This is a genomic window from Pseudomonas sp. NPDC047961 (assembly GCF_050272435.1).
Taxonomy (GTDB): Bacteria; Pseudomonadota; Gammaproteobacteria; order Pseudomonadales; family Pseudomonadaceae; genus Stutzerimonas.
Genome location: NZ_JBNNMD010000002.1, coordinates 646949 through 673544 on the forward strand (window position 1 = coordinate 646949; position 26596 = coordinate 673544).

Here is a 26596-nt window from a genome sequence, read left to right on the forward strand (position 1 = left end):
AGCTCAGGCTTCGGCTATCAAGCCTGGATTGAACCCTTGAGCTTGTTCATCGCATTCTTTTCAAGCTGACGAATCCGCTCCGCAGAAACCCCATACTTGGCGGCGAGATCATGCAGCGTCGCTTTGGTATCACTCAGCCAACGCTGCTGGAGGATATCGCGGCTACGCTCATCCAGCGTGTCCAGCGCCTCGTGCAGATTCGTATTTGAGTTATCGCTCCAGTCGGCATCTTCGAGCTGCCGCGCCGGGTCGTAACGATGATCTTCGAGATAATGCGCTGGCGACTGGTAGGCGCTGTCATCATCCGCGTCGGCAGATGGATCGAAAGCCATGTCATGCCCTGTGAGACGGCTTTCCATCTCGCGGACTTCGCGCGCCTCAACGCCGAGGCTGTCGGCAACCCGCTCGACCTCGTCATTGTTCAGCCAGGCCAGACGCTTCTTCTGACTACGCAGATTGAAGAACAGCTTGCGTTGCGCTTTGGTCGTGGCAACTTTTACGATGCGCCAGTTGCGCAGGATGAACTCGTGGATTTCGGCCTTGATCCAATGCACGGCAAAGGAAACCAAGCGCACGCCCATTTCAGGGTTGAAGCGCTTAACCGCCTTCATCAGGCCGACATTGCCTTCCTGGATCAGATCGGCCTGTGCCAGACCATAGCCGGAATAACTACGGGCGATATGCACAACGAAACGCAGGTGGGCCAGCACCATCTGACGGGCGGCCTCGAGGTCCTGTTGGTAGAACAGACGCCCGGCCAAGTCGCGTTCCTGCTCGACCGTGAGCAGCGGAATGCTGTTGACCGTCTGCACATAGGCCTCGAGATTGCCTCCCGGGACCAGAGCTTGAACAGGTTGGAGATTAGATGTCATGCAGGTCCTCCAAAAATGAAGCTGCAGCAGTTTAGCACTGCCGCATGAGACTGCAAGCCTGTGGAAAAGTTTCCTTACAGCTACCTAAAGCCATATATATCAACAGGTTAGCGCGGTGAAAGCTCGCTCAAATGCCTCGCAACGGCAAGCCAAGCGCCTATGTAACCCAGCAGCACGGCTCCAAGCACAAGGGACAGCCCATCGTCGGCTGGTACGCCCGCCAAGCCAAAATTACTGCCATACAAGCCAGCCAATCCAATGACAGCCTCGTTCAACCAGCCGAGCCCATAGGCGAGCAAGCCCCAGGCAATCAGGCCCGCTCCCAGCCCGTACAACGCACCCATGTAGAGAAACGGGCGCCGCACATAGCCGTCGGTTCCGCCGACTAGTTTGACCACCTCAATCTCGGTGCGGCGGTTTTCGATGTGCAAACGGATGGTATTGCCAATCACCAGTAGCAGCGTGGCAATCAGCAACAGGCTAAGGCCGAACACGAACCGATCACCCAGTTTGAGAATGGCGGTCAGCCGTTCGACCCATAGCAGGTCCAACTGGGCCTGCTCGACCCCGGGCAACTCCGACAAGCGTTGGCGCAGCGCCTCGAGGTTATCGCGATCAACTTCGTTAGGCGTCACCAGGATCACACCGGGCAGCGGGTTTTCCGGCAGTTCTCGCAAGGCCTCGCCAAGCCCCGACAGCTGCTGAAATTCCTCCAGCGCCTGTTCTCGACTGATCCAGCTGGCTTCGGACACGTCCGGCATCGCCAGGATCTGCTCGCGAAGCGCTTGCCCCTGAGCCGCATCCACATCCAGCTGCATAAACAGCGAAATCTGGGCTGCCCGCTGCCAGGAGCCACCGAGCCGCTCGACATTGTCCAGCAACAGTGCCAAGCCCATCGGCAAGCTCAACGCGACCGCCATGACCAGACAGGTAAAAAAGCTACCGATCGGTTGTTTGATCAGCCTGCCGACACTATCGACCACGCTGGCCCGGTGGCTTTCCACCCAGGCATGAAACAAGGCTTTGAAGTCCGGCTCGTCGCTTCTGGGCTGCTCGGGCTTGTTGCGTACACCGCCCGCGCGTTCAGCTGGGTTCGGGTTCTGCTCGGGTGCGCTCATCGGGTGGCCTCTCCATCGCCGATCAATCGACCACGCTGCAGTGTGAGCATGCGATGACGCATACGGGCGATCAGCGCCAGATCGTGGCTGGCAATCAGCACGGTGGTACCGAGACGGTTGATATCTTCGAATACGCCCATGATTTCGGCTGCCAGCCGCGGATCGAGGTTACCGGTCGGCTCGTCGGCAAGCAGCAACGCCGGACGGTGCACCACGGCGCGGGCGATGCCGACGCGCTGCTGCTGGCCCGTAGAGAGATCGGAAGGGTATTGCAGTGCTTTGTCCTTGAGACTGACACGCTCCAGCGCGGTCATCACGCGCTGGCCAATTTCGCGCTTGTTCAAACCGAGGATTTGCAAGGGCAATGCGGCGTTATCGAACACGGTGCGATCAAACAGCAGCTGATGGTTCTGAAATACCACACCGATCTGCCGCCGGAGAAAGGGAATCTGCGCATTGCTGATTCGCGATAGGTCCTGGCCGGCCAACAGCAGCTTGCCACTGCTAGGTCTTTCCATCGCCAGCAGCAAGCGCAACAAGGTGCTCTTGCCTGCACCGGAGTGACCGGTGACGAAGAGGAACTCACCGCGCTTCACGTGAAAGGAAAGTTCGTGCAATCCGACGTGGCCGTTGGGATAGCGCTTGCCCACCTGTTCGAAACGAATCATGACGAGGCTCCGCCCGTCCCTTTCTCGGCGAACAACGCGTTGACGAAGGCATCCGCCTCGAAGGTCCGCAGATCATCGATGCCTTCACCGACACCGATATAGCGGATCGGGGTGCCGAACTGCTTGGCCAGCGCAAAGATCACACCGCCTTTGGCGGTACCATCGAGTTTGGTCAGCGCCAGGCCTGTCAGCTCGACCGACTGATTGAACTGTTTGGTCTGGTTGATAGCGTTCTGACCGGTTCCCGCGTCGAGCACCAGCAGCACTTCGTGCGGCGCCGTATCGTCGAGCTTGCCCATCACGCGACGGACCTTTTTCAGCTCCTCCATCAAATTGTCCTTCGTATGCAGGCGCCCGGCGGTATCCGCGATGAGCACGTCAATGCCTCGGGCCTTGGCAGCCTGCACTGCATCGAAGATCACCGAAGCGGAATCCGCCCCCGTGTGCTGAGCGATCACCGCGATGTTGTTGCGCTCACCCCAGATCTGCAGCTGCTCGACTGCAGCCGCACGGAACGTATCGCCTGCGGCCAGCATGACCTTCTTGCCTTCGAGCTGCAGCTTCTTCGCCAGTTTGCCGATGGTCGTGGTCTTGCCAACGCCGTTGACGCCTACCACGAGGATCACGAACGGCTGCTTGCTGCTGTCGATCAGCAACGGTTGCTCGACAGGCTTGAGCAAGCTGGCCAGTTCTTCCTGCAAAGCCTTGTACAACGCGCCGCTGTCGGCCAGCTCCTTGCGCGAGACTCGGCGCGCCAGGTTCTGCATGATGGCGGTGGTGGCCTCTACGCCAACATCCGCGGTCAGCAGACGGGTTTCCAGCTCATCGAGCAGGTCATCATCGATGGCCTTCTTGCCCAGAAACAGACTGGCCATGCCTTCGCCAATGCTGGCGCTGGTCTTCGACAAGCCTTGTTTGAGCCGGGCAAAGAAGCCCAATTTGGCGGGCGCTTCTGGTACGGCCGGTGCTGGTGCAGGCTCGACGGCAATCTCAGCGAGGATTGGCGACTCGGGCACTTCCTGAGGATGAACAAGCTCCGGCGCTGGCTCGGGCTCAATCTGCAATTCAGCGTCCGGTTTAACGTGCGCAGCCTCGGGCTCCGCTTGGGTAGCCTCAGGCTCAGAACGCAAGGGCTCTTCCGCCGTCTCTACCTCGTCGGGCAAGGCAGTATCGGGCTCATCGGCGAACGGCTGGCTGTCTTCCAGCGGCTCGGCAGGCGGCGGCTCGGCCGCTGGGGTCTGCGGCTTCTTGCGAAACCAGCCAAACAAGCCTTTCTTCTCGCCAGCCTCGGCCGGCGCCTTCTTATCGTCGTTGGAACCAAACATGGAGAAGATTTTCTCAAGAGGGCGATACGCCGGCGGCCATGCCACCAGCCAGACGGGCGCTATCCTAGCACTGCGCATCGGCCTGCGCTAAGCGTGGCCATCCGCCCAGTCATCTGCATTGGCAAAGCGAGCTTTATATGCCTTTGCCCTGACACAAGGGCACCAGTACCATGGCCCGCGTGTCCTCACCAGCCGGCATTGTCGCGGGCGGGATCGATCACTGAACGAGCCTTTCTCCTATGCCTTTGATGCTACGCCGCGCCGCAGCCCTGCTACTCGGCACCTTATACCTTCCGCTGGTGATGGCTGCCGAAGCCCAGCCCACCCACGAGTTCTTCCTGGATAACGGCCTTAAGGTGATCGTGCGCGAGGACCACCGGGCGCCGATTGTGGTCTCTCAGCTCTGGTACAAGGTCGGCTCCAGCTATGAATCACCGGGGCAGACAGGCCTGTCCCACGCGCTCGAACACATGATGTTCAAGGGTAGCCGCAAGCTTGGCCCGGGCGAGGCCTCTCGCATTCTTCGCGAACTGGGCGCTGAGGAAAATGCATTTACCAGCGACGATTACACCGCTTATTACCAGGTCCTGGCGCGCGATCGCCTGGCCGTGGCGTTCGAATTGGAAGCCGATCGCCTGGCGAGCCTCAAGCTGCCGCCGGAAGAATTCGAGCGCGAAATCGAAGTCATCATGGAAGAACGCCGGCTGCGCACCGATGACAAGCCCAGCGCGCTGGCCTTCGAGCGCTTCGAGGCCATGGCCTACCCTGCCAGCGGCTATCACATCCCGACCATTGGCTGGATGGCCGACCTCAAGCGGATGACCATCGAGGATCTGCGCACTTGGTACGAGCGCTGGTACGCGCCCAACAATGCGACCCTGGTAGTGGTCGGTGACGTCACGGTGGACGAAGTCCGGACCTTGGCCGAACGCTACTTCGGGCCAATCGAGAAACAGGAAGTGCCGAACGCCAAGCGCCCATTGGAACTGGACGAGCCCGGCGAACGCCGGCTGCGCCTGCATGTGCAGACTCAGGTACCCAGCCTGATCATGGCCTTCAACACACCGAGTCTGGCCACCAGCGAGGAGCCGAGTCAGATCCATGCGCTGCGGCTGATCAGCGCGCTGCTCGACGGCGGCTACAGCGCACGCCTGCCCCAGCAGCTTGAGCGCGGCGAGGAGCTGGTGACCAGCGCCTCAGCTTGGTACAACGCCTACGCCCGCGGCGACACACTGTTTGTTCTGAGTGCTGCACCAAACATGCAGAAAGGCCGAACGCTGGAAGAAGTCGAGGCGGGCCTTTGGAAGCAGCTGGAAAAGCTCAAGCAAACCGCGCCGTCCCCCGAGGAGCTGGAGCGGGTCCGCGCGCAGGTCATCGCCGGATTGGTCTACGAGCGCGACTCCATTACCCAGCAGGCCACCACCATCGGCCAATTGGAAACCGTTGGCCTCTCCTGGCGGCTGATGGACGAGGAGCTCAGCGCTCTGGAAGCCGTTACCCCAGAGGACATTCAGGAAGCCGCCCGTACCTATTTCACCCGCTCTCGCCTGAGCGTTGCCCATGTTCTACCCGAGGAGTCCAGCGATGAGTGATCGCCACCTGTTGCGTCGCGGCCTGCTCGGCCTGGCGCTGGCGTCCTGCCTCGGCCTGGCCGCCTGCAGCGAAGAAGCCAGCGACGCCGCCGCATCGATTCCGGTTCCCACCGAGGAAACCGTCGCCACACCGTCCGAATCCGGACAGGCGATCGCCAAAGAGGCTGAAGAAGCTGCAGCAGCCAGCACTCAGCTCGAGTCCTTGGCCGAGCTCGGCGACAAACCCTTGGCCCGGCGCGAATTGGACATCCAGAGCTGGCAGACCGAGGGTGGCGCCAAGGTGCTGTTCGTCGAGGCGCACCAGCTGCCCATGTTCGACCTGCGTCTGACCTTTGCCGCCGGCAGCAGCCATGATGATGGGGTGCCCGGCCTGGCAATGCTGACCAATGCCATGCTCAATGAGGGCGTAGAGGGCAAAGATGTCACCGCTATCGCCGAGGGCTTCGAAGGCCTTGGCGCGAATTTTGGCAACGGTTCCTACCGCGACATGGCTGTCGCCAGCCTGCGCAGCCTCAGCAAGGCTGACAAGCGCGAGCAAGCGCTACAGCTGTTCAGCCAGGTCGTGGGCAAACCGACCTTTCCCGAAGACTCGTTGCAGCGAATCAAGAACCAGGTCCTTGCCGGCTTCGAATTCCAGAAACAGAACCCGGGAAAGCTGGCCAGCCTTGAGCTATTCGAGCAGCTGTATGGCGATCATCCCTATGCCCACTCCAGCGAAGGCACGCCCGAGTCAATCCCAGGCATCAGCGTCGCGGAGCTGCGCGCGTTTCATCAAAAGGGTTATACGGCCGGTAATGCAGTAATCGCGCTGGTTGGCGACCTCAGCCGCGAGGAGGCCGAAGCCATCGCCGCGCAGGTTTCCGCAGCGTTGCCTCAGGGACCGGCCCTGCCGCCTCCACCCTCGCCAAGCGAGCCAACCGCCGGCACCCAGCACATCGAGTTTCCTTCCAACCAGACTCATTTGATGCTGGCGCAGCTGGGGATTCCGCGTGGCCATCCGGATTACGCCGCGCTGTATCTGGGTAACCAAATCCTCGGCGGCGGTGGCTTCGGCACTCGCCTGATGGAGGAAATCCGTGAAAAGCGCGGCCTGACCTACGGTGTCTATTCAGGCTTTAGCCCGATGCAAGTGGCTGGTCCTTTCATGATCAACCTGCAGACCCGCGCCGAGCTGGCTGAAGGTACGCTGGAGCTGGTTCAACGACTGGTTGCCGACTTCCTGCAGAACGGCCCAACCGACGCTGAGCTGGAACGTAGCAAGCGCGAAGTCGCCGGCAGCTTTCCGCTGTCCACGGCCAGCAACAGTGACATCGTCGGTCAGCTGGGAAGCATCGGGTTCTATGACCTGCCACTGACCTACCTTGAAGACTTCATGCAACAGGTCCAGGCGTTGTCGGTCGAAGACGTCAAGGCTGCGATGAACAAGCATCTGAGCCCGGATGACTTCGTGATCGTCACCGCGGGCCCGCAGGTTGAGCAGAAGCCGCTGCCACCGCCCAGCACGAAGCCCCTCGAACAACCCAGCAGCGTTCCGGAGCATTGATGGCCAATCCACCCCTCCGTCCCTCCGCCCATGGGGGCCAGGGCCAGCTGCGTATCATCGGCGGTGAGTGGCGCAGCCGACGCTTCGGTTTTCCCGACGCCGATGGCCTGCGACCGACCCCCGATCGCGTCCGCGAAACACTGTTCAACTGGCTCGCGCCGTACCTCTCTGGCGCGCGAGTGCTCGACCCCTTCACCGGAAGTGGTGCGCTCTACCTTGAAGCCCTCTCGCGCGGCGCCAGCATGGCACTCGCGCTGGATGTGAATGCCAATGCCATTGCCAATCTGCGCAAGCATCTGGACACGCTCAAGTGCGGCCAGGGCCAGTTGCTGCAAAGCGACGCCCTGCGCTATCTCGAAACCCAGAACCCAACCCCATTCGACTTGGTGTTCCTGGACCCGCCGTTCAACAAGAACCTGCTGCAGCCTACCTGCGAGCTGCTTGAAAACAGGGGCTGGCTGGCTAAGCATGCCTGGGTCTATACCGAGAGCGAAGCTGCCCCCTCCAGTCTTGGCCTACCTGGGAACTGGCGCCTGCACCGTGAAAAGCAGGCGGGCAAAGTGAACTATGCGTTGTGGGAGCGCAGCGGCGCAGACTAAGCCTCAAACCAGCGCTCTTCTGGCCGGGCAAAGCCGGCCAGCAATACTGACCCGCATTGCAATCGAGCCTGGGTGACCATGCCCACCATTCCTGATACCAGCGCCGCACTCGAAATGGATCGCCCCTTCGCCCCGGCCGGGTGGCTGCCCGGCGGCCATCTGCAAACGCTATGGAACCCGTTCTGCCGCCGAGCGCCTCTCCTGCAACGCCGCCGTGAGCGGCTGTGGCTCGCTGACGGCGATTTCATTGATCTCGATTGGCATGGGCCGCATGAAGCGGACGCACCGCTCGTGCTGGTATTGCATGGCCTGACCGGCTCATCGAGCTCGCTCTATGTGCTCGGCCTGCAACAGGAGCTGGCGAACCGGAACTGGGCAAGCATCGCGATCAACTGGCGAGGCTGCTCGGGTGAGCCAAACCTGCTGCCGCGCGCCTATCACTCCGGTGCAAGCGATGATCTGAGCGAAGTCATAGCTCATCTACAAGCCGCGCGGCCACTGGCCCCGCTGTATGCCGTGGGCTACTCGCTCGGTGGCAACGTGCTGCTCAAATACCTCGGCGAAACCGGCCAGGCAGCACCGCTGCAAAAAGCCGTGGCGGTGTCCGTGCCGTTTCGCCTGGACCAGTGCGCCGACCGTATTGGCCTCGGCTTTTCGCGGGTGTACCAGGCGCACTTCATGCGCGAGATGGTGGCCTACGTGAAAGACAAGCAGCGCCTATTCGCGCACAACGGCGATGATCTCCATCTCACGGCGCTGCAGCGTCTGGGCTCGTTGGAAGGCATGCGCACCTTCTGGGACTTCGACGGCCGCTTCACCGCCCCACTGCATGGCTATGCTGATGCAACCGATTATTACCGCCGCGCCTCAAGCCGCTACTTCCTGCCCGACATCCGCATCCCAACGCTGCTGATCCAGGCCGAAGACGACCCCTTCGTCTTCCGCCACAGCGTGCCCGAGCCTGATGAGCTATCCGCAACCACCACTCTGGAACTGCACAGGAGCGGCGGGCACGTCGGCTTCGTCGAAGGCTCGCCGCTCAAACCTCGCTATTACCTGGAGCGGCGAATACCGGAGTGGCTGGCGCCAGCCAGCCGCTAGGAGCGGTAACGCTATCGCCCCAGCATGAAAGTTTCGTACTCGAGATCCTCTAGCGAACTGGACAAGCGAACCAGCCCTAGCAGTACGCAGGCCAATACCGACAAGGTGAAGCCATAGCCGAAGAAACTTGGGCCCAACTGCTGGCTGACAACCGTCAGCATGGCGTTGAGTAATACGAAGATCACACACAGCTCGAGCACGATGGTGCGCTTGTCCAGATAGAAAAACACGTTCAGGAGCGCCATGAACACCACCTGAATGCTCACGCCGATGAGGTCGACGTAGAACAGAGGAAGATAAAAGGCGGATATCCCCAGCCATGCCAGCAGCTTCGGCGCGATAAGAAACAACAGCACGACGGTCAGGCCCTGAACCTTACAGATTTCCAACAACCCTTGACGCACCGACAGGATCATCTGCTGTTTGAGCTGGCCGATGTGCTGCAGCGTTTCGCCGCCTCGAATGGCTGAAAAGACCCGGTCATACCACTCGGCAAAGTCGGTTTCGATGCGCACGAGAAAAACCGCCATGCCGGGAATGATTGCCAGGTAAGCGAGAAAAATCGGCAGGTCGTAGAGCATCGAAGCACGCAGCGGGCCAATCACATGACTGGACGTACTGGGGTTGAACCAGAAAATGATCTTGTCGATCCATATTCCTAGGTTGTAGCACAGCCCTGTCAGCAAGAGGCTGACGTACACCTGCTTGCGCTTGAAGAAGTCGAACGCCACTAGCTGCCTGGCCGGATACTCCCGCAGGATATCGAACAGAAACATGAAGAACAGACTGGCATGCCCAATGAGTAAGCCCAGCAACAATCCTTCAAGCTTCAGAAAGCGCAACAGGAACGAGCACAGCACCATCACCGAATAGCCCACCACCATGACCAGCAGGATGCGGTTGTAAGCCTTCATGCCGGACAGAAAGATGATGGTCAGCCACAAATTGCACAGCACCACGAAGTTCGCCAGCATCAGCAGGCGATACAGGAACGGCTGATCGAACAGCAGGCTGAGCAGGAGAAAACCCAGCACACCCGATGAAACCGTGACCACCAGCAAGATGCCTATCAGGTTCGGCAGGATCAGCTCCTGCCGTTTTTCAAACAGACGATCGGATATGAAGCGGGTAAAGAACAGCTGCGCGCCGCCAGTGAAGATCAGCGAGGAGGCCATCAGATAGGTCACGCTCACCAGGAACTGTCGAATCAGCAGTTCCGGCACCACCACCCCGAGGCTCATCACTCCAATGACCATGACGCTGATGATCGACAGTACCCACGGACCGGAACTGATCAGCCCGGCGTACACATAGGCGCGCAGCGTGGCCGTGTACGAGTCCCGCGACAGGATCTTGCGTAGCTCGAATCCAATCCCAGCCATGTCAGGCTGCTCCCGTAGCGTTGCGATAGAGGTTGCGGTAACGGTCGAGCATGATCGTCTCGGTGTAGTACCGATTGACTCGCTTTAATCCGACCGACTGTGCGGCCCGCCAACGCGCAGGGTCACGCAGCAGATCGACGATGGCTCGGGACGTGGCCTGGGGATCTGCGATGGCTACCACCTCGCCTGCCATCCCCAACTTCGGTTCCTCATCGGGCGCACCTTCGATCAATTCGCGGCACGAGCCGACGTCGCTGGTAACTACTGGCGTACCGGCAGCCCAGGCTTCCAGGATGACCAGCGGTTGCGCCTCGCTAATCGAGGTCAGCACCATCAAACCAAGGTTAGGTAGCAGCTCGTGAATCTGACGAAAGCCGAGAAACTTGACCTTGCCTTCGAGCCCCAGGCTGACCACCAGGCTGCGGCATTCGGCAGCGTAGGCGCGATCCTCTTCTTCGGGACCGACGATCCAGCCTTCGGCCTCGGGAATGGCGCTGACCACGCCTCGCATCGCCCGGATGAAGGTTTTCACATCCTTTATCGGCACCACACGACCCACCAAGCCAACGACCGGTGCGATGCCTGGAGGACGACGCTGCAAGGCGTCCCCCCACGCAGCCATGGCGATGCCGTTGGGGATCACCCGCGTGCGCGCCGGATCGGCACCATCTGCAATCTGCCGTTGGCGGTTGCCGTCGTACAGCGAAATGATCGGGTCGGCAGCGCGATAGGTCAGCAGACCAATGCGCTCGAAAAATCGGATCCAGAGCTTACGAATGTAACTGAATTCGGTATCCAGGCCGGTACGCAGCGCCTCGTCCGGGCTTTCAGATATCCAGCTGGCCTGCGCCAGATCGATCTTGCGTTCCTTCGTATAGATTCCATGCTCGCTGAGCAGGTAAGCGCACTGCCAGCGATGTTGCAGGATCGCGCCTAGCAACCCTGCATAACCTGTCGAGATCGAGTGCAACACCCTTGCACGCGGCAACCGGGCCGCCGCTTGCGCAAGCATGACCAGCGGCGCCTGCATGGTGCGCAGTGTCCAGAAATAATTGATGAAAGAAGGATCGCTGCAATGCTGGGTGTAGCCGTCCGTAATGGCTTCCCAGCTGGCACGACTGTGCAGTACGTCATCGAGATTCAGTCGTCCGGAGGCCAGGGTAGCCAGGACAGCCTCGCCCTGTTCGAGGCTGGGCTGCTCAGGGTGATGCAGAAATTGGTGCAACTGGCGCATGTGCTCTGCAGCGCCGTCTCGCTTGGCCGCGACCACTCCATCTCCTGGGCGCCAAGCACACTCGAGAAAGTGCTCCTCGATATGCACCACGTTTGGCGGAATCTTGTATTGGCGCTCAGAGTAGGCTTCGCGTTGACCACCAATGAAGAACACCGAGAACGTGAACTCTGGCAGCCCGAGGATCAATTGGTTGACCCAACTGGATACGCCGCCGCGCACGTAGGGCCAAGTCCCCTCAAGCAACAGGCAGATATCGGTGGGGGGCGTTTCAGGTGGCGTTTTGGTCACAGCCAGTACTTCGCTAGGGCAGCAAACGGTGGGCGTTGCAGAACATCTTCGGTCAGCCTCGCCAGCTGCCGGGAAACATCCTCGTAGCGGCCTTCGATGAAGGCGATCTCGGCACGAAATGGCGCCAACGTTTGCACGCCGACGCCTACCGTTTCAGCCTGGTTGAAGTGCATCTTCGCAGCATCCAGCCGTGTCTGCTCAAGGGCAATCCGCCCGGCTAGCACATGCGCATAGGGGTTGCCTGCAGCGCTCAGGGCCTGCTCCACATGTTCGCGGGCCTGCTCGAGTACGTGCTCAAGCACGCTACCTTGCGCCAGCCCCAGGTAGGCGAGCTCCCAGTACCAGCGCGCCAGCGCGTCGTGCAACGCGGCTTGGTGAACGCCTTCTGCTGCGGACAGCTGTCGCAAGGTAGTTTCTATGCGAAGGTTGATCTCGCTTTCCTGCTTGTCCAGCATCGAATAGGCCAACAGCCGCACGTCATCCGCAGGGTCGCGCAATGCCAGCTTGAGAATGGGGATCGCCTCACGAGCAGGCATGCGACGCGTAGCGAACAGTGCCGTCAATCGCTTCTCGGTATCGGGGGCGTCACGCAGCACATCTTGCAATCCACCATCGTTGAACATCAGAGCCTTGCTGCGCTCCTGGGGGCGGAAAGGCAGATCGGGTACGCCCCTCGAGTCCCAGTTCTGCTCCTGCTTCCGACGAGGCAGATACAACGCTGGAAACAACGAGACAGCAACACCTATGGCACCCAAGCCAGGCACGAAAAAAGCGAGACTGAAGACGAACAACGGGCTCCAGGGCAGTGGAAATTTGTAGCGCCGCGGCAGCAGCAACCAGATGCCTGCACTGAGCATGGCACTGCTCAGCAGGTGAGCGCCAAGGTAAAGCGTAGTCGCCTGAGCCACACTCAACTGCTGATGGAACGCCACCCAGCTGCCAATTTCGAACAGCAGCGCACCACTAAATAGCCACTTGCTGATCATTCAATGCGCACTCGTTGTAAAGGAAACGACGCAGGGCATCATGGCCATTGCCGACACCTAGGTCATGGGCAGAGACTCGTACTTCCAGACTTTCTAGCGTCTGCGCCATGCCGAAACGCTCATTGATCAGCGTATTGAGGCGGAACAGATAGCCTTGCGCGCCCTCGGCTGAGGTCAGCGGCAGCAGGACCAGAACACAGCTATTTCCCCGCTGGTTGGTCACTCTGCGCTGCAGATCGAGTCCGCGACGGCTGCCTTCGATCAGGTGCAGCAATGCTTCGCTATGCGAAGACTCGGCCACCTCCAGAAAAAACAGGCTGGCATCCAGCCCATGATTTTGAGCATCGATCAACGAGCGCTTCAGGTTCTGGCTGAACTCTTGGCTGTCCCAATCGTTAAGCTGGAGGAACTGCGGGTCGCTCAGGATCAAGTCAGCAATGTGCCCGGCAAGGATTGCCAGTAAGCCGAAGACGCGATCATTGAACGAGAAGAAAGGCATTTGCTCTACGGCCAATACTGCCAGGATGCGATCTTCCGTATCGATGAGCGGGACGCAAAGCTGATACCGGGAGTGCTGACGATGCTCGCCACGCTCAAGCAATTGCTCGCGGATGCTAACCAGCTCACCGCGCTGCAAGCACATGCGCACCAGCAGGTCGTGCTCGTTCAGGGGATCCATTGCGCCGATCATGCCCAGTGGCTCAGGCACGACCGAGCCATCGCTTACCCGGTAAAGCCCGGCTGCCCGGAACGCGCCGTATTGCGCAAGCAGGCTCAACACCGGATCGGCAAGCGCAGCGAGGGCATCATTACCACGCGACAACCGACGCAACTGATTGCGCAAGCCAACCAGTGAGCTGCGCAGGCTCTGGTCGCTCCCTGCGACCCGCTGCTCGAGCCGATCGTGCGAGATACGAAGGATGTAATGGGCGCGAGTGAACTCGTCGAGTCGCAGCTGACGATATTCGTTGGCCATATCCAGTCGTTCCAGTCGACGCTCCCATATGTCGCGAAACTCGCCGACCAGCATTCCGCTGATCAGTACGCCAACGATGAAAGACGCGGGCATTTCCGGGTATAGCCCTTCGCCGTAACGGTGAAAGGCAATCAATGCGAGGATAAGTAGGACCGAACTGACCAGGCCGCGCATGAAGCCATAGCGCATACCCAACAGCAGCGGCGCCATGATTGTCCATGGAAACGAACCGTTGACCATCAACGGGTCTTCAGGGGACAACCAGTAGCCAAGCGCAATCGCCAGACCACTTAGAAACCAGGTTTCCAGCCAGGAAACAGCGCCACTGGCGCGTGGCGCCAGTGTGAAATCCTTGTGTGCCGAGCTGAGCGCCATTATTCGAGGCGCAACGCGCCGACCAGCTCACGCAGCACTTTCTGCGCCGTGCCTGCAAGGCTTTCACGAGACCAGCCGGCGCGTGCGCCGCTTTTGCTCCAGATGATCCGCCCAGTGGCAGGCTCGATCACCTGCAGGCTGATGCCCACGGCGGGCTCACCATCCAGACCGCTTTTGTATTGCCACTCCTCCACGCTGCCGCTGATGACATAGTCGAGACGCTCGGACTGTGCCCAGGACAACGCCTGGGAAAGGCGTTCACGATCATCCAGCATGGGCAGGTCCGTCTGCACGACGAGAGGATAGTGACGCAGTTGCAAGCCACGCTCGGCCAAAACGCTCAGCAGGATCTGTTCAGCACGTTCACCCGCCTGCGGGGCCTGCGAGTAGTTCACGATCGGCACGAGCCCCCAGGTAGCCCCCTGTGGCAGAGCCGATGCGGGCTGGTCGGTGAACGTGGTACAGCCACCGATGAAAAATGCCACGGCCAGCACGGCCAGCACGCGAATGAATGACATGGTTGATCCTCCCTGTAAGTTCCGCATCAACGCCCGAAACGGGCGCTATAAGTCACACCCAGCGTCCCACCTGGCTCCCCGTCACCATTGCGAGGTGCGGATTGGTACCCAAAGGTGAAGGCCATTTCGTCGTCGCCGAGCACTCGCATGCCGACGCCCGTAGTAATCGCGTAGTTGGCTTGCTGTTCGGTCCATTGCCAGCCCGCCAACACATCGAGCAGCCAGCTGAATTGCGCTGTGCCGCGATTCAAGGCACCAGGAAATCCACGACGCCAGGTGCTGCCGACGTAAAGCTGACCGAAGCGCTCCTGCAGAAGATCGGCGGCCTTTGGCTTGAACTGGCTGACGTCATCTTCTGTTTCGTCTGGAATCTCGTTGTTCTTTAATCGATATTTCGCATAGCTGAGTCCGCTGCGTAGCGTCCAAGCAGGTCCTTCAAAGAACACCGCATGGCTGAGCTCCAGATTAGCCTGTTGCCCGCTGCCCACCGCTTCGCCGTCTAGCATGCTGTAGCGCTGATGCGTCAGCGACCAACTGAGCTGATCGCGCGCGCTGATTCCATGTGTACCGCTTATTCCGAACCCATCGCGCTGGCCCAGCGCTCGCAGCAGTCCGCTGTCTTCGGCCTGGCGCTTCCAGTCAGCACGAAACACCAGTGCATCCTTGCTGGTCAGCTGAAGCCCTCTGGAAAGACCGAAACCAAAGCGGTCCCCCTCGTCGTGGCTGCTGCTATCGACCGCAACGCCCAGAGACCCGTTATCCAATGTTCGGGTCAACTCCAGTTCGGCTGACTGCTCAATGCCAGGACGAGCCTGATACAGGCCGCTTCCCGAGTATTCCATTTGCGCAAGCGAGAGACTCGCATGCCAATCGTGATCCAGCTGCCGAGCAACCAGCACGGTTGGACCCTGAAGCTTCAGTGAACCGAAATCCTGCTGCCGCATGCCCACCTGAATACCCTGCGGGTTGCGTTCCTGCAGCGCCAGTGCCTGCCGAAGCAACTGCTGACGAACAACAACAGGTTGCTCAGAGGAAAGTGCCGCCAGAGCTTCGGCCATCGCCTGGCTGTTAGCACCCAGACGCTGCAACGCCTCGACACGCTGTGCTGGGTCCAGTCCATCCTGCGCAAGCAGGCGCTCCAGGGCCTGACGGTTTTGCGTCTGCAACGCTTCTTGCAATTCCGCATAGCGGCTGATTTTCAGGCCGTTGCGCCGTGCCCATGCCAGCCACTGCCCCTTCAGCGAACTCTGATTGTGCACGTCAAGCTGCTCGCTGAACTGATCGAACCAGAGCTGCAACATCGGCCGAGAGCCATCGCGCCAGCGAAGCGCCAGCTCACCGGCTGCCGCGCCTGCGCCGCTGGCGGACATCAATCTCAAATAGGTCTGGTATTGCGCTACGTCTGCGCTACGCATCGGCATTTCGATCGTGCGTAGCACATGCCGGCGCAGGCGTAGTGCACGATCCGAGTAACCGGCACTCTCCAGGGCATCGGCATAAGCTGCCTGCACCAGGCTGTCGTCCGGGTTCAGTTCCAGATAAAGATCGAACCAGCGCAAGGCTTGATCATTACGATTGAGCAGCAGGTTGGCTCTGGCGAAGGGCAACCATAGAGCACTCCGTTTAAGCGCGAGGTTCTGCCATTGCCGAAGCAGTGGAGCAAGCGGCTCACGCTGCCCTTGGTCAATGTAATGCCAGAGCAACTGCGGGCGGAACTCACCGGTTTCCGGGAAACGAGCCAGCGCTTCGAGGTATAGACGCTCGGCCCCCTTGCTGTCCCCGACCTCTGCGGCTTGCATGGCACGTGCACTCCAGAGCGCGCTGATGCTGTCACTATCGGGCAGCAGCCGCCCCTCCCGAACCAATGCATCAAGACGAACCATGTCGCCGAGTTGCATGGCCATCTGGATTGCACGGCTTAGACTCGCCGGCGTGCGGGTGCGCTTCCAGCTGGCGATCAACACGTCCAAAGCACGGTCGGGCGCACTGTGCTCGTAAAGGGAAATCAGCCGCTCCTCGGACGTGCTATCGGCCTTTACGCCCAACGCCTCGAGCCTGAGATAGCTCTCAAGGGCTTCCTCGTCCCGCTCCAGCTCCCATGCCAACTCGCCTCGCAGACGCCAGTAGCCTTGGTCAGTCACCGAGTCAGCATCGATGGCGTTGAGTACCTGCCATGCAGCCTGTGGATCGAACAATTGCCAGTTGGCTTCCGCCCAATCGACACGCTGGACGATGGACAGCCCAAAACGCCGCTCTATGTCGGCCCAAAGTTCTGCCTCAGCGGACAGCTGCTGGGTTTGCTCGAGGATCTGCTGCAGGCGCATCCATGCCAGTTGATGACTGGGGTGTACCCGCAGATAGTCACGCAACCATTGCTCGGCTTGCTCCGGGGTGCCTCGCTCGCTATGGCTGAATACGAGCGCGTCCAATTCCGCGTCCAGCAACTGCCGACGCGCTCCTGTATCGGCCAACAGAGCAATGGTGTTGTCAAAGTCATACAGTTGAGCAGCCAGGCGCCAGGCATGCTCCCGAACCGCCGGCGTATCCTCCAACTGGATCAGGCGCAGCCAGAAATTCAGCGCTGCCGTGGTGTGCCCCGTCCACTCACCGAGCAGGGCCAGCTGCTTGAGCTGACCTGCAACCGGAGGCTCAACGGCCGCCAGCCGCTGGCCGACAGCCCACGCCTGTTCGAGTTCGCCCGCAGCAAGATGCAGCCCAAACTCGGCGTTTAGCGCCCCCAGGTCATCCGGTTGCAGCGTACGCCAAGACGCTATCGTATCGGTCACCAGATCGTAACGACGGGTACCGATTCCCGCTTGCACAGCTGCACTGAACAGCGCCCCATCCTCTGCGTTCATCAGCGATAAATGGCGATGAACCAGCTCTGCTGCCTGCTCGCTCCGGTCCGCCGAGAGCAGCGCTGAAAACGCCTGATGCAGATAACGACGCCGGTCGGCTGTTGTCTCGGCATCATTGAGCTGTTCGATGAAGAGTTCGGCAGCCGCCGACGTCTCACCCGCCCCCAAGTGAGCCCGGGCCGCCTCGTTTAACCAGCTTTCACGGCGCGTTTCATCTCGCACGGCGAGGTCGCGATAGGCTTGCGCCGCCAGCCCCGGATCGGTGAGTGACAACGCATAAGCGGCATAACGAATAAGCTCCTCGGTTGAGATACTGTCGCGGTTCAGCGCTCTCAACTGATCTTGCAGGGCCGTGCGGGCTTGCAGCGTCATGCTTTCCGGGGCTGTCTGAGCTTCAAGCACTGCTAATTCGGCGAGCAAAAAACGTACGCTGCCAGCTTCGCTTTCAGGCAGCAGATAGACATGCGACCGGGCCCGCGGGAGATCGCCCAGCTCGATTAACTGCTCGATCAGCTTGAGCCGAAGGCTCATGTTCTCCGGGTGTGCCTGGAGCAACAGTTCGGCGTAGTTGATGGAGACGGCATCAGGTTGCCTGTCGTCTGGTAACAACGCGTCTTCGTCGGTATAGGTCAGCACAAGTAATGCGCCCAGCAGCGCGGCTATCAATAGCAGTGCCCAGGGGCTCAATAATCGAGTGGAACTAGGGGCAGTTGAGTTGCGCATCAGCCACCCGCGACATCGGAAGATCGAACTGCCATAAGCCATTCTTGCCGGTACTCGGATAACGCTTTCCCGCGACTTCAAGCACGCAGGTTCCTGCTGCGCGTACCGAGAAGCGCAGCGGCATCTCGCCGGCAAAAGACAACCTGACCTTGTGCTTGCCAAGGTAGTCCCAAGCGAGCAACGGCAGGTTCGCCTGTTCTAGGGCTGGGCGCGGGTCGCGCTCGCTACGCAGCGCCAGCACTGCACTGGCATCGCTTAGGTGTACGTATCGCCCTTGTGGCAAATCGCGCACTCCAGCGATGCCTTGCGAGCGCGCAAGATCCGGCCAGCCAAGAGCCGGGTCCAACCGCAGGGTGCGCAGCCCATCCATGCCACGAAGTTGCCACCTCCCGTCGCCCAAGCGCGCCAAGCTCGCCTGATGCAGCCCATGCATACGCTTGAGGTACTGACTCATCCAGAGCGATATCGGCTGCTCGGCCTCCATCGATCGATAGATGTCCTGCATGACACGGATCGAAGCCTGCTTGGTGCCCGAATAGAAGTGGTAATAGAGGTGCAAACCGCGCAGCCTTCGAGGCTTGTCCGTAAGCGCGAAGGTTTCCAGCACGCCACGAAACCCGTAATAGGGGCCGCGCCAAAGATTGGTGTACATGTTTTCATTGATGACCGGCGCGTAATACTGAACGCCGCCAGCAGTTGGCCTGATTAGCGGTGACAGGCCGGTCAGCGACGGATGCGCGTTGGTCAGCACGGTCGTGCCCCCATTGACGTTCGCCAGTCCAGCGTCGTAGGCCAGTTTGATCGTCGCTGCATCTGGCAATGCGTCGCCGGTCCAAAAGATCATCTTTACCGGTTTCTGGGCGCTGGTCAGACGCTCATTTATATAGGCTGTAGAACCGACCACCTCACGGGCGAAATCAATTTTTTCATAGCCGGGAATGGCCATCATCATCCCGTACTCGGCAGTGAATCCTTCCTGCTTCTGGACCCGCTCCGGCTGCCAGAAGAAGGGATGGCTGAAGGTATGAGTCGCCACTTCAACCTTAGGCTCGGCAAAGATTTCCCGTGCGATGGGCTCCAGCTCTCTGGCGAGATGCGGATAGCGACCTCTGGGGCCAACCTCGCCCTCGATAACCGAAACAGAGGTCAGAAACGGGTGAGGCTTGATGAATCCATCCAGCACCGCACGCCCCGAATACGGAGAGCCAATGATTTCGGCACGCGAGATGAAGCCGTCGCCATCGATATGCACCGTGGCAATGCGACGTCCATTTTCGGTAGTAGCATCCGGACGTGGCAACGCTGGCAATCTCAAGGCTCTCTGCAAAAAGGCAAAGGGGTCGACTATCCAACGCTGGCTGTCTCGGCCATCTTCAATGACGTAAGGAGACAACGCGATGCCTCCGGCCGGCCCGGTAGCCACAGGCACGTACTGCCGTTCTTCGCTATCAACCAGTGTAAGTGCCGAAACAGCGCCACCGTCGTCGACCAACGTGAGGGGAACCAGGTCGCGCGTACGAACCACCACAGGCGCCTCGAAGCGGCCCAGGATCGTCTCGTCTTGGTTGGCGATGACCAGGTCACCCTTCGCCGGTGGCTGAACGCGGCGCAGCCCCATCCTTTTCAAAAGCCCATCATTGGCGATCGGCAATCCAGCCAAGAGTGCCAGCGGAACGGACTCGTCGATTCGTTCGCCCACCCATCGATTGAACTCGGCGGCGTCATCAGGCGGGCCACTGGTCATCCAGGTGACAACACCAGCGTACAGCCCGCCCAGGGGACCATTGGGCAACTGGTCGGCCGGTAGATAGTCCACGCGATAGCCGAGATACTCAAGCAATCCGCCCAGAACGGTATGGCCTGGATTGGACGTCAATGCACCTTCGCGCGGGTCATATACCACCGCGATCCGCCGGGGCTGAACCTCGACACCACTGATGCCGAGATAGTTGAGGTCCGGCATGGTGACGAACGGTACGAAGCCCTCCTGCCGTAGCTGTACGGCAAGGGCTCGCGCCTCATCGCGCCGCGCCGAAGGAAGGTAGTCGATGGCAATCAGGGGGATGCCTTGCGCGCGCAGCGGATCCAGCTGGGTGCGCAGCCAGTCTCGGTCTTCCTGAGGAACCTTCCGATAGCGCCGGGTATTGGCATCCCACCCGGAATGAATCGATTCAACAGCCACTGCCGCGGCGACACCCGGCAGTTCGGGAAGCACTTCAAATCCCCGGTTGAATATCAGCTTGAGCCCTGGCTGTTGACGGTGAAGTTCGGCAAGGAAATCCCGTAAGGCCAAGCGCTGAGCCTCCCGATTGGCTTCAGGCAGTAACTGAAAGCTGTCCAGCGTATCTAGAAAAAGCCCGGCGTATCCCCGGCTTGCCAGCTCTTGCGCACGGCGCAACAGGTGGTGTCGCCAAGCAGAAGAGGTCAGCAGCATCACTTGGCTAGACCACGCCTCGTTACGCACGTCACTTGCGCCGGGGGCGAGGCCATCCGCTAGTTCATCGATATCGCCGTCATATTCGCCGACCGAGAGATAGGCAAATGGTTGACTGCCCTGCGCGCGAAGGAAGTCGATGCCCGCGGGCTCTACATGAGCGGGCTCGAGTACCGCCCAATCAAATTGCGATAGCTCGGCAAGTGGTGGATTGGCGGCGTACCAAAAGGCCACGCTTGTCGGTGCAGCTGAGACGCTGGCCATCGAATGACCGCTAAGCGGCAGCACACTGAGCAGCAGCATCGACAGCACAATGGGGCACCACCGCTTTAGCAAACGGAGCAACTTACACGCCAAGCCACGACGGTAAACAAGTGCTCGGACATTCCGCATGACGATACCGGGGGGAGAGTTACAACGTGCCTATTAGCCCACAATCAAAATGCCATTACAATCAAAATGCCATCATGCCCGACAGAAGGCTGACCGCAGTCACGGCGAAGGTCAATAACTTGACTAAAGGACCCGTCAGAAACTATTCGCTTGCTGAAAGCGATACCGAACTTCTTTTAGATCGTTGAGAAGAGTTCGGTCAGCGGCACGTGTAAGCGGCGACGCAACTCGTCGAACGTCGGTCTCGCATGTTCGGATACAAACCCATCTTCAAGCGTAAGCACCTGATAGATGCCACGCCGTAACATAGGCTCGGTCAAGCATTCCCCACTCACGCCTGTGGTGCATAGAAACCTTACCCAAGAAGTAACGACAATCCAGGCGTTGACTGCGACCGCCTCGACCTGGGTTTCTGTCATACGTAAAAGCCCGGCGTCGACAAAGCCCGCATAGATGCGCCGAGCCACCTCCAGATGGCTTGCAGCGAATCCGCGATACCGTTCAGCCAGTGCCTCGTCACCGCCGAGAAGATGCTCCAGGTCCCGATGTAAAAACCGGTAGTCCCACATTGCCGAGAGCAGCGACTCGAGATAGAAGGTTTTGTCGTCCATGGTCACGGCCCGCCCTTTGGGGACCTGTAAAAAACCGTCGACCGCCACCTCATAGCGATCAAACAGCTCGGCGATGATCGCCTGCTTGTTACGAAAGTAGTAATAGAGGTTGCCCGGCGATATCTCCAGGTGTGCAGCGATGTGGTTGGTGGTCACGCTGCGCTCGCCTTGAGCATTGAACAGCTCCAGGCTCGCTTGCAGGATGCGCTCGCGGGTGCTCGGTTTGGGTGACATGCAGAAAGCTACTTTCGTCTTGCTAAAGCGGGAACGCAAAGGTAACCCGGCCATCGGGGCTGCGCACAGGTTTGACACTTTAGAGTTTTTACTCTAGAAATCGTCGATCTGTCGCCTTTCCGGAGCATCTCTAGTGCTTGCCGACGCCGTGTATCCGCATCCCAGCCATTTCGAAGCCGAGCATTTACAGGCGTTATTCGAGCGTCAGCGCAGTGCTTTCCAGGCCTATCCCAGCCCTACTGCCGCTGATCGTCTGCAGTGGCTGGAGGCGCTCCACGATTTGCTCGCCAGTCATCAACAACCGGTGATCGATGCCATCAATGAGGATTTCGGTAACCGCTCGGCAGACGAGACGCGGCTAGCCGAGATCATGCCCAGCCTGGATGGCATTCGACACGCCAAACGCCACCTGACGCGCTGGATGAAGCCCTCTAGGCGTCGTGTGGGCATGGCTTTTCAGCCCGCCAGCGCCCGCGTCGTCTACCAGCCACTCGGGGTGGTCGGCATCATCGTGCCGTGGAATTACCCGTTGTATCTGGCCATCGGCCCGCTGATCGGCGCGCTGGCTGCCGGCAACCGGGTGATGCTGAAGATGAGCGAGTCCACGCCAGCCACTGGCCAGCTGCTCAAGGATCTGCTCGCACAAATCTTTCCTGACGATCAGGTCGCGGTTGTCCTCGGCGAGGCAGATGTGGGTATCGCCTTTTCAAAGCTGCCCTTCGATCACCTGTTGTTCACCGGCAGCACCAGCGTTGGCCGGCACGTTATGCGAGCGGCCGCGGAAAATCTGACGCCAGTGACGCTCGAATTGGGCGGTAAGTCGCCCGCGATCGTCTCGACCGACGTGCCGCTCGCCGATGCGGCCGAGCGGATCGCGTTTGGCAAGACGCTCAATGCCGGGCAGACCTGTGTTGCGCCGGATTACGTGCTGGTACCCCGGCCACGCATCGATGAATTCGTCGAGGCCTATCGAAAGGTGGTTCGACGCTTTTACCCACAGCTGGCAGACAATCCCGACTACACCTCGATCATCAACCGGCGCCAGCATGCCCGGCTGCAGGGCTACCTGGACGACGCCCAGGCCAAGGGCGCGCGCCTGCTGCCGCTGTTCGAGCAAGGCCAGGAACGGCGAATGCCGCACTGCCTCCTGCTCGACGTCACCGATGAGATGCAGGTCATGCAGGACGAGATCTTCGGACCGCTGCTGCCGGTGGTGCCTTATGACGAGATCGGTCAGGCCCTCGCCTATGTCAACGCACGCCCCCGGCCGCTGGCGCTGTACTACTTCGGGTATGACCGAGCCGAGCAACGCCATGTGCTGCGCCACACCCATTCCGGTGGGGTCTGCCTCAACGACACGCTGCTGCATGTCGCCCAAGATGACCTGCCGTTCGGGGGCGTTGGTCCGTCGGGAATGGGCCATTACCACGGGCACGATGGATTCCTCACCTTCAGCAAGGCCAAAGGCGTCTTTATCAAACAACGTTTCAATGCCGCGCGGATGATTTACCCCCCTTACGGCAAGGCGCTGCAGAAGCTGGTCTACAAGCTCTTCGTGCGCTGAAAAGCGCAGCCGGTGACAACAAGAATGATCAATACCGAGCGACCATTTTCCCGCCGCAGCCTCCTCAGGGTCGGCCTGTTTGGCAGCGCGGCCCTCGCCGGCGCTGGCCCGATTGGCAGTTTGTCCGGTTGCAGTGCCGAGCAGTCTGCTGCTGGCTTCGTACAGTTGCGCGAAAGCGACTTGCCGGTGCTGCGTCGCCTGACGCCAATCATCCTGAAAGGCGCCGTTCCGGAATCGAGCATGCCCAGCGCCGTGCAGGGCACTCTGACGAGCCTGGACGAGGGGCTCGCCCACCTGCCTCCCGCCGTGTCAAAACAAGTTTCGCAGCTGTTCGATCTGCTGAGTCTGCCGCTCACCCGCGGTCCGCTGACCGGTGTCTGGGGCGGCTGGGAGCAGGCGCAGGACGGCGAGATTCAAGGGTTTCTGCAGCGCTGGGAAAACAGCCCGATTGCATTATTGCGGCAGGGTCATGCCTCGCTTCAGCAGATGATTCTGATGGCGTGGTATGGCCGACCTGAATCCTGGCGCCACTGCGGGTATCCCGGGCCGCCGGTCATCTAGCGATGAACACGAAGACCGCTCGCCCGACCTGAGGAATCAAAATGCCTGTCACCGACCCCTTTGCAGAAGGTATCGCCCGCGGCTGGAAAACCCATGACGGTTCCCGGCTCGAGAAGGACATCACGCTCGACGCCGATATCGCCATCGTTGGCAGCGGGGCCGGTGGTGCCACCAGCGCCGAGTTCCTCAGCGCGGCCGGTTACAAGGTGCTGCTGATCGAGGAAGGCCCGTTGCGCAGCAGCCAAGACTTCGACATGCAGGAGCCCGCCGCCTACGCCTCGCTCTACCAGGAGGCAATCGGACGGACCAGCAAGGACGGCGCCATCACCATTCTGCAAGGCCGCGCTGTCGGCGGCTCGACCCTGGTGAATTGGACGTCGAGCTTCCGCACGCCAGCCGCGACACTGGAGCACTGGGCCGACGAGCACGACGTCAAGAACCTCTCCGAGCAGAGCATGGCGCCCTGGTTCGAGCGCATGGAGCAGCGGCTGAGCATCGAGCCCTGGCCGCTCCCACCCAACGCCAACAATCAGGTGATCCGCGACGGCTGCGCCGCACTCGGCTACAGCTGGGCGGTGATCCCGCGCAACGTGCGAGGCTGCTGGAATCTGGGCTATTGCGGCATGGGCTGCCCGACCAACGCCAAGCAATCAATGCTGGTGACAACCATCCCGGCCACACTGGATGCCGGCGGCGAGCTGCTCTACCTCGCCCGCGCCGACCGTCTTGTGGTGGACAAGGGGCGCGTCACCGCACTGGAGTGCCTCGCCATGGATGCGCGCAGCGTTGCGCCAACAGGTCGCAAGATTAGGGTACGTGCACGTCACTACATCCTCGCTGGGGGCGGCATCAACACGCCCGCCATCCTGCTGCGCTCCGATGCACCCGACCCACACCAGCGCGTCGGAAAACGCACCTTTCTTCATCTGGTGAATTTTTCCGCCGCCCAGTTTGAGCAGGTGATCAACCCGTTCTACGGCGCGCCCCAGTCGATCTATTCCGACCATTTCCAATGGGACGATGGCACCCGCGGGCGTATGTCCTACAAGCTTGAAGTACCGCCCATCCATCCGACCCTGGCCGCGACGCTGCTTGGCCGCGCCGGTATCGACAACGCCAGGCGCATGGAGCAGCTGCCACATACCAACGCGATGATTGCGCTGATGCGCGACGGTTTTCACCCGGACAGCGCCGAAGGGCAGGTCCAGCTGCGCAGCGACGGCACGCCCACGCTCGACTACCGGATGACACCCTACACCTGGGATGGCATTCGCCGTGCCTACCACAGCATGGCGGAAATCCAGTTTGCCGCCGGCGCCAAAACGGTCCTGCCGCTGCACAACGACGCCAGCCATTCGACCAGCCTCGGACAAGCGCGCCAGATGATCGACGGTCTGAATCTTGAGCTATATCGCACCCGGCTCGGCAGTGCTCACGTGATGGGCGGTTGCGCCATGGGCGAAGACCCGCGTCAGGCGGTCACCGACAGCCTTGGCCGGCACCATCAGTTGGAAAACCTGTCGATCCACGACGGCTCGCTGTTTCCAACCAGCATCGGGGCCAATCCGCAGTTATCCATCTACGGCCTCGCCGCGAAACTCTCGAGTCAATTGGCCGAACGATTGAAAAATGCGTGAACGGCTTCGTTGTGCTGACATTCAGCAGCCATCCGCTTTGATGCTTTACGCTGCCGACGCCGAGCCGCTACCATCCACCCCCCACGCATGCGTCAGGACGCCGCGATGAATCGAGTGCTGTATCCGGGAACCTTCGACCCGATCACCATGGGCCACACCGACCTGGTCGAGCGCGCATCGCGCCTGTTCGACGAAGTCATCATTGCCGTCGCTGCCAGCCCCAACAAGAATCCATTGTTCCCGCTTGAGCAGCGCGTCGCATTGGCCAAGGAAGTGACCTCGCATCTGCCGAACGTCAAGGTCATGGGCTTCTCCACGCTGCTGGCGCACTTCGTCACCGAGCAGAAGGCCAACGTGCTGCTGCGCGGCCTGCGGGCAGTTTCGGACTTCGAATATGAATTCCAGCTGGCCAACATGAACCGCCAGCTCGTCCCTGACGTGGAAAGCCTGTTTCTGACCCCGTCTGAAAAGTTCTCTTACATTTCCTCGACCCTGGTCCGCGAAATCGCCCGTCTTGGCGGCGATGTCAGCAAATTCGTCCACCCCTCGGTGATGAAGGCGCTGACCGAGCGCTACGCCTCGCGCTGAAGCACCCAGCCTTCGCGCGGCGGATGATTACCGACAGAAGGGTGAGCACTGCCGCGTGCACCGGGCGAGTCGATGCGGCAAAATTGGCGCGTCGTTTTTACCTGTGCTGCGGTCGATGCTGCAGCTGGAGTTAGCTGGATGTCCCTGATAATCACCGATGACTGCATCAACTGCGACGTGTGCGAGCCCGAGTGCCCGAACAGCGCGATTTCCCAGGGTGAGGAAATCTACGTCATCGATCCCAATCTCTGTACCGAGTGCGTCGGCCATTACGACGAACCGCAGTGCCAACAAGTCTGCCCGGTGGATTGCATCCCGCTCGATGAAAGCAATGTCGAGAGCAAGGATGAGCTGATGCAGAAGTACATGATCATCACTGGCAAAGCCTGATCGACCTTCCGACCTCGCCCTGAAGG

General features: G+C 60.4%; 21 protein-coding genes. 9 read left to right on the forward strand and 12 right to left on the reverse strand.

Features of this window, described 5'->3' with window-relative positions:
- Positions 1-17 precede the first annotated feature (17 nt).
- The 4 genes from rpoH to ftsY form a co-directional block, all read right to left on the reverse strand.
- Positions 18-872 (reverse strand): RNA polymerase sigma factor RpoH, encoded by an 855-nt coding sequence (rpoH, locus tag ACQKIK_RS09235; protein ID WP_045423658.1) that lies wholly within the window; start codon positions 870-872, stop codon positions 18-20.
- A gap of 107 nt (positions 873-979) precedes the next feature.
- The gene (gene ftsX / locus ACQKIK_RS09240) at positions 980-1990 is read right to left on the reverse strand and encodes a permease-like cell division protein FtsX (RefSeq protein ID WP_499135681.1); all 1011 of its coding nucleotides are present in this window, start codon (positions 1988-1990) and stop codon (positions 980-982) included.
- Complete coding sequence (gene ftsE / locus ACQKIK_RS09245; RefSeq protein WP_045423654.1) at positions 1987-2658, reverse strand: cell division ATP-binding protein FtsE; 672 nt, start codon at positions 2656-2658, stop codon at positions 1987-1989. The genes ftsX and ftsE overlap by 4 nt, the downstream gene beginning before the upstream one ends.
- On the reverse strand, positions 2655-3983 hold the full coding sequence (gene ftsY, locus ACQKIK_RS09250; RefSeq protein WP_499135682.1) for a signal recognition particle-docking protein FtsY: 1329 nt from the start codon (positions 3981-3983) through the stop codon (positions 2655-2657). The genes ftsE and ftsY overlap by 4 nt, the downstream gene beginning before the upstream one ends.
- Before the next feature lie 239 nt (positions 3984-4222).
- On the opposite strand from ftsY, the gene ACQKIK_RS09255 reads away from it, so the two are divergent.
- The 4 genes from ACQKIK_RS09255 to ACQKIK_RS09270 all read left to right on the forward strand — a co-directional run bounded on the left by ACQKIK_RS09255 (position 4223) and on the right by ACQKIK_RS09270 (position 8818).
- Positions 4223-5575 (forward strand): M16 family metallopeptidase, encoded by a 1353-nt coding sequence (locus ACQKIK_RS09255; RefSeq protein ID WP_499135683.1) that lies wholly within the window; start codon positions 4223-4225, stop codon positions 5573-5575.
- Positions 5568-7118: a M16 family metallopeptidase gene (locus ACQKIK_RS09260; protein ID WP_499135684.1), complete on the forward strand. Its 1551-nt coding sequence runs from the start codon at positions 5568-5570 to the stop codon at positions 7116-7118. Before ACQKIK_RS09255 ends, ACQKIK_RS09260 begins: the two co-directional genes overlap by 8 nt.
- A complete protein-coding gene (rsmD, locus tag ACQKIK_RS09265) occupies positions 7118-7717 on the forward strand; it encodes a 16S rRNA (guanine(966)-N(2))-methyltransferase RsmD (protein ID WP_045423647.1) in 600 nt (199 codons plus the stop codon). The genes ACQKIK_RS09260 and rsmD overlap by 1 nt, the downstream gene beginning before the upstream one ends.
- A 114-nt stretch (positions 7718-7831) precedes the next feature.
- The gene (locus tag ACQKIK_RS09270) at positions 7832-8818 is read left to right on the forward strand and encodes a hydrolase (RefSeq protein ID WP_499135900.1); all 987 of its coding nucleotides are present in this window, start codon (positions 7832-7834) and stop codon (positions 8816-8818) included.
- A gap of 11 nt (positions 8819-8829) precedes the next feature.
- Here ACQKIK_RS09270 and pelG read toward each other — a convergent pair whose 3' ends face one another.
- From pelG to ACQKIK_RS09310, 8 genes are all read right to left on the reverse strand, one after another.
- Complete coding sequence (gene pelG / locus ACQKIK_RS09275) at positions 8830-10200, reverse strand: exopolysaccharide Pel transporter PelG (protein ID WP_499135685.1); 1371 nt, start codon at positions 10198-10200, stop codon at positions 8830-8832.
- A gap of 1 nt (position 10201) precedes the next feature.
- A complete protein-coding gene (pelF, locus tag ACQKIK_RS09280) occupies positions 10202-11722 on the reverse strand; it encodes a GT4 family glycosyltransferase PelF (RefSeq protein ID WP_499135687.1) in 1521 nt (506 codons plus the stop codon).
- Positions 11719-12708, reverse strand: a complete 990-nt coding sequence (locus tag ACQKIK_RS09285) for a HEAT repeat domain-containing protein (RefSeq protein WP_241529470.1) — start codon at positions 12706-12708, stop codon at positions 11719-11721. The genes pelF and ACQKIK_RS09285 overlap by 4 nt, the downstream gene beginning before the upstream one ends.
- Complete coding sequence (locus tag ACQKIK_RS09290) at positions 12686-14059, reverse strand: PelD GGDEF domain-containing protein (protein ID WP_499135688.1); 1374 nt, start codon at positions 14057-14059, stop codon at positions 12686-12688. Before ACQKIK_RS09290 ends, ACQKIK_RS09285 begins: the two co-directional genes overlap by 23 nt.
- Positions 14059-14577: a hypothetical protein gene (locus tag ACQKIK_RS09295; RefSeq protein WP_045423640.1), complete on the reverse strand. Its 519-nt coding sequence runs from the start codon at positions 14575-14577 to the stop codon at positions 14059-14061. The genes ACQKIK_RS09290 and ACQKIK_RS09295 overlap by 1 nt, the downstream gene beginning before the upstream one ends.
- A 26-nt stretch (positions 14578-14603) precedes the next feature.
- Positions 14604-18158 carry a tetratricopeptide repeat protein gene (locus ACQKIK_RS09300; RefSeq protein WP_499135689.1) on the reverse strand — a complete coding sequence of 1185 codons (3555 nt, stop codon included), beginning with the start codon at positions 18156-18158 and terminating at the stop codon, positions 14604-14606.
- Entirely contained in the window at positions 18136-20895 is a 2760-nt protein-coding gene (locus ACQKIK_RS09305; protein ID WP_499135690.1) for a bifunctional glycoside hydrolase/polysaccharide deacetylase family protein, read from the reverse strand. Before ACQKIK_RS09305 ends, ACQKIK_RS09300 begins: the two co-directional genes overlap by 23 nt.
- Before the next feature lie 266 nt (positions 20896-21161).
- Entirely contained in the window at positions 21162-21830 is a 669-nt protein-coding gene (locus ACQKIK_RS09310; protein WP_045423634.1) for a TetR/AcrR family transcriptional regulator, read from the reverse strand.
- 133 nt (positions 21831-21963) lie between these two features.
- Between ACQKIK_RS09310 and ACQKIK_RS09315 the strand changes: the two genes are divergently transcribed.
- The 5 genes from ACQKIK_RS09315 to ACQKIK_RS09335 all read left to right on the forward strand — a co-directional run bounded on the left by ACQKIK_RS09315 (position 21964) and on the right by ACQKIK_RS09335 (position 26570).
- Positions 21964-23394 (forward strand): coniferyl aldehyde dehydrogenase, encoded by a 1431-nt coding sequence (locus tag ACQKIK_RS09315; RefSeq protein ID WP_045423631.1) that lies wholly within the window; start codon positions 21964-21966, stop codon positions 23392-23394.
- Positions 23395-23418: 24 nt separating this feature from the next.
- Positions 23419-23955: a twin-arginine translocation pathway signal protein gene (locus tag ACQKIK_RS09320; protein WP_499135691.1), complete on the forward strand. Its 537-nt coding sequence runs from the start codon at positions 23419-23421 to the stop codon at positions 23953-23955.
- Positions 23956-23996: 41 nt separating this feature from the next.
- On the forward strand, positions 23997-25592 hold the full coding sequence (locus ACQKIK_RS09325) for a GMC family oxidoreductase (RefSeq protein WP_499135692.1): 1596 nt from the start codon (positions 23997-23999) through the stop codon (positions 25590-25592).
- 105 nt (positions 25593-25697) lie between these two features.
- Positions 25698-26180, forward strand: coding sequence for a pantetheine-phosphate adenylyltransferase (gene coaD / locus ACQKIK_RS09330; RefSeq protein WP_045423625.1), 483 nt, complete (start codon positions 25698-25700; stop codon positions 26178-26180).
- Between the two features lie 138 nt (positions 26181-26318).
- The gene (locus tag ACQKIK_RS09335; protein WP_045423623.1) at positions 26319-26570 is read left to right on the forward strand and encodes a YfhL family 4Fe-4S dicluster ferredoxin; all 252 of its coding nucleotides are present in this window, start codon (positions 26319-26321) and stop codon (positions 26568-26570) included.
- Positions 26571-26596: the final 26 nt, after the last annotated feature.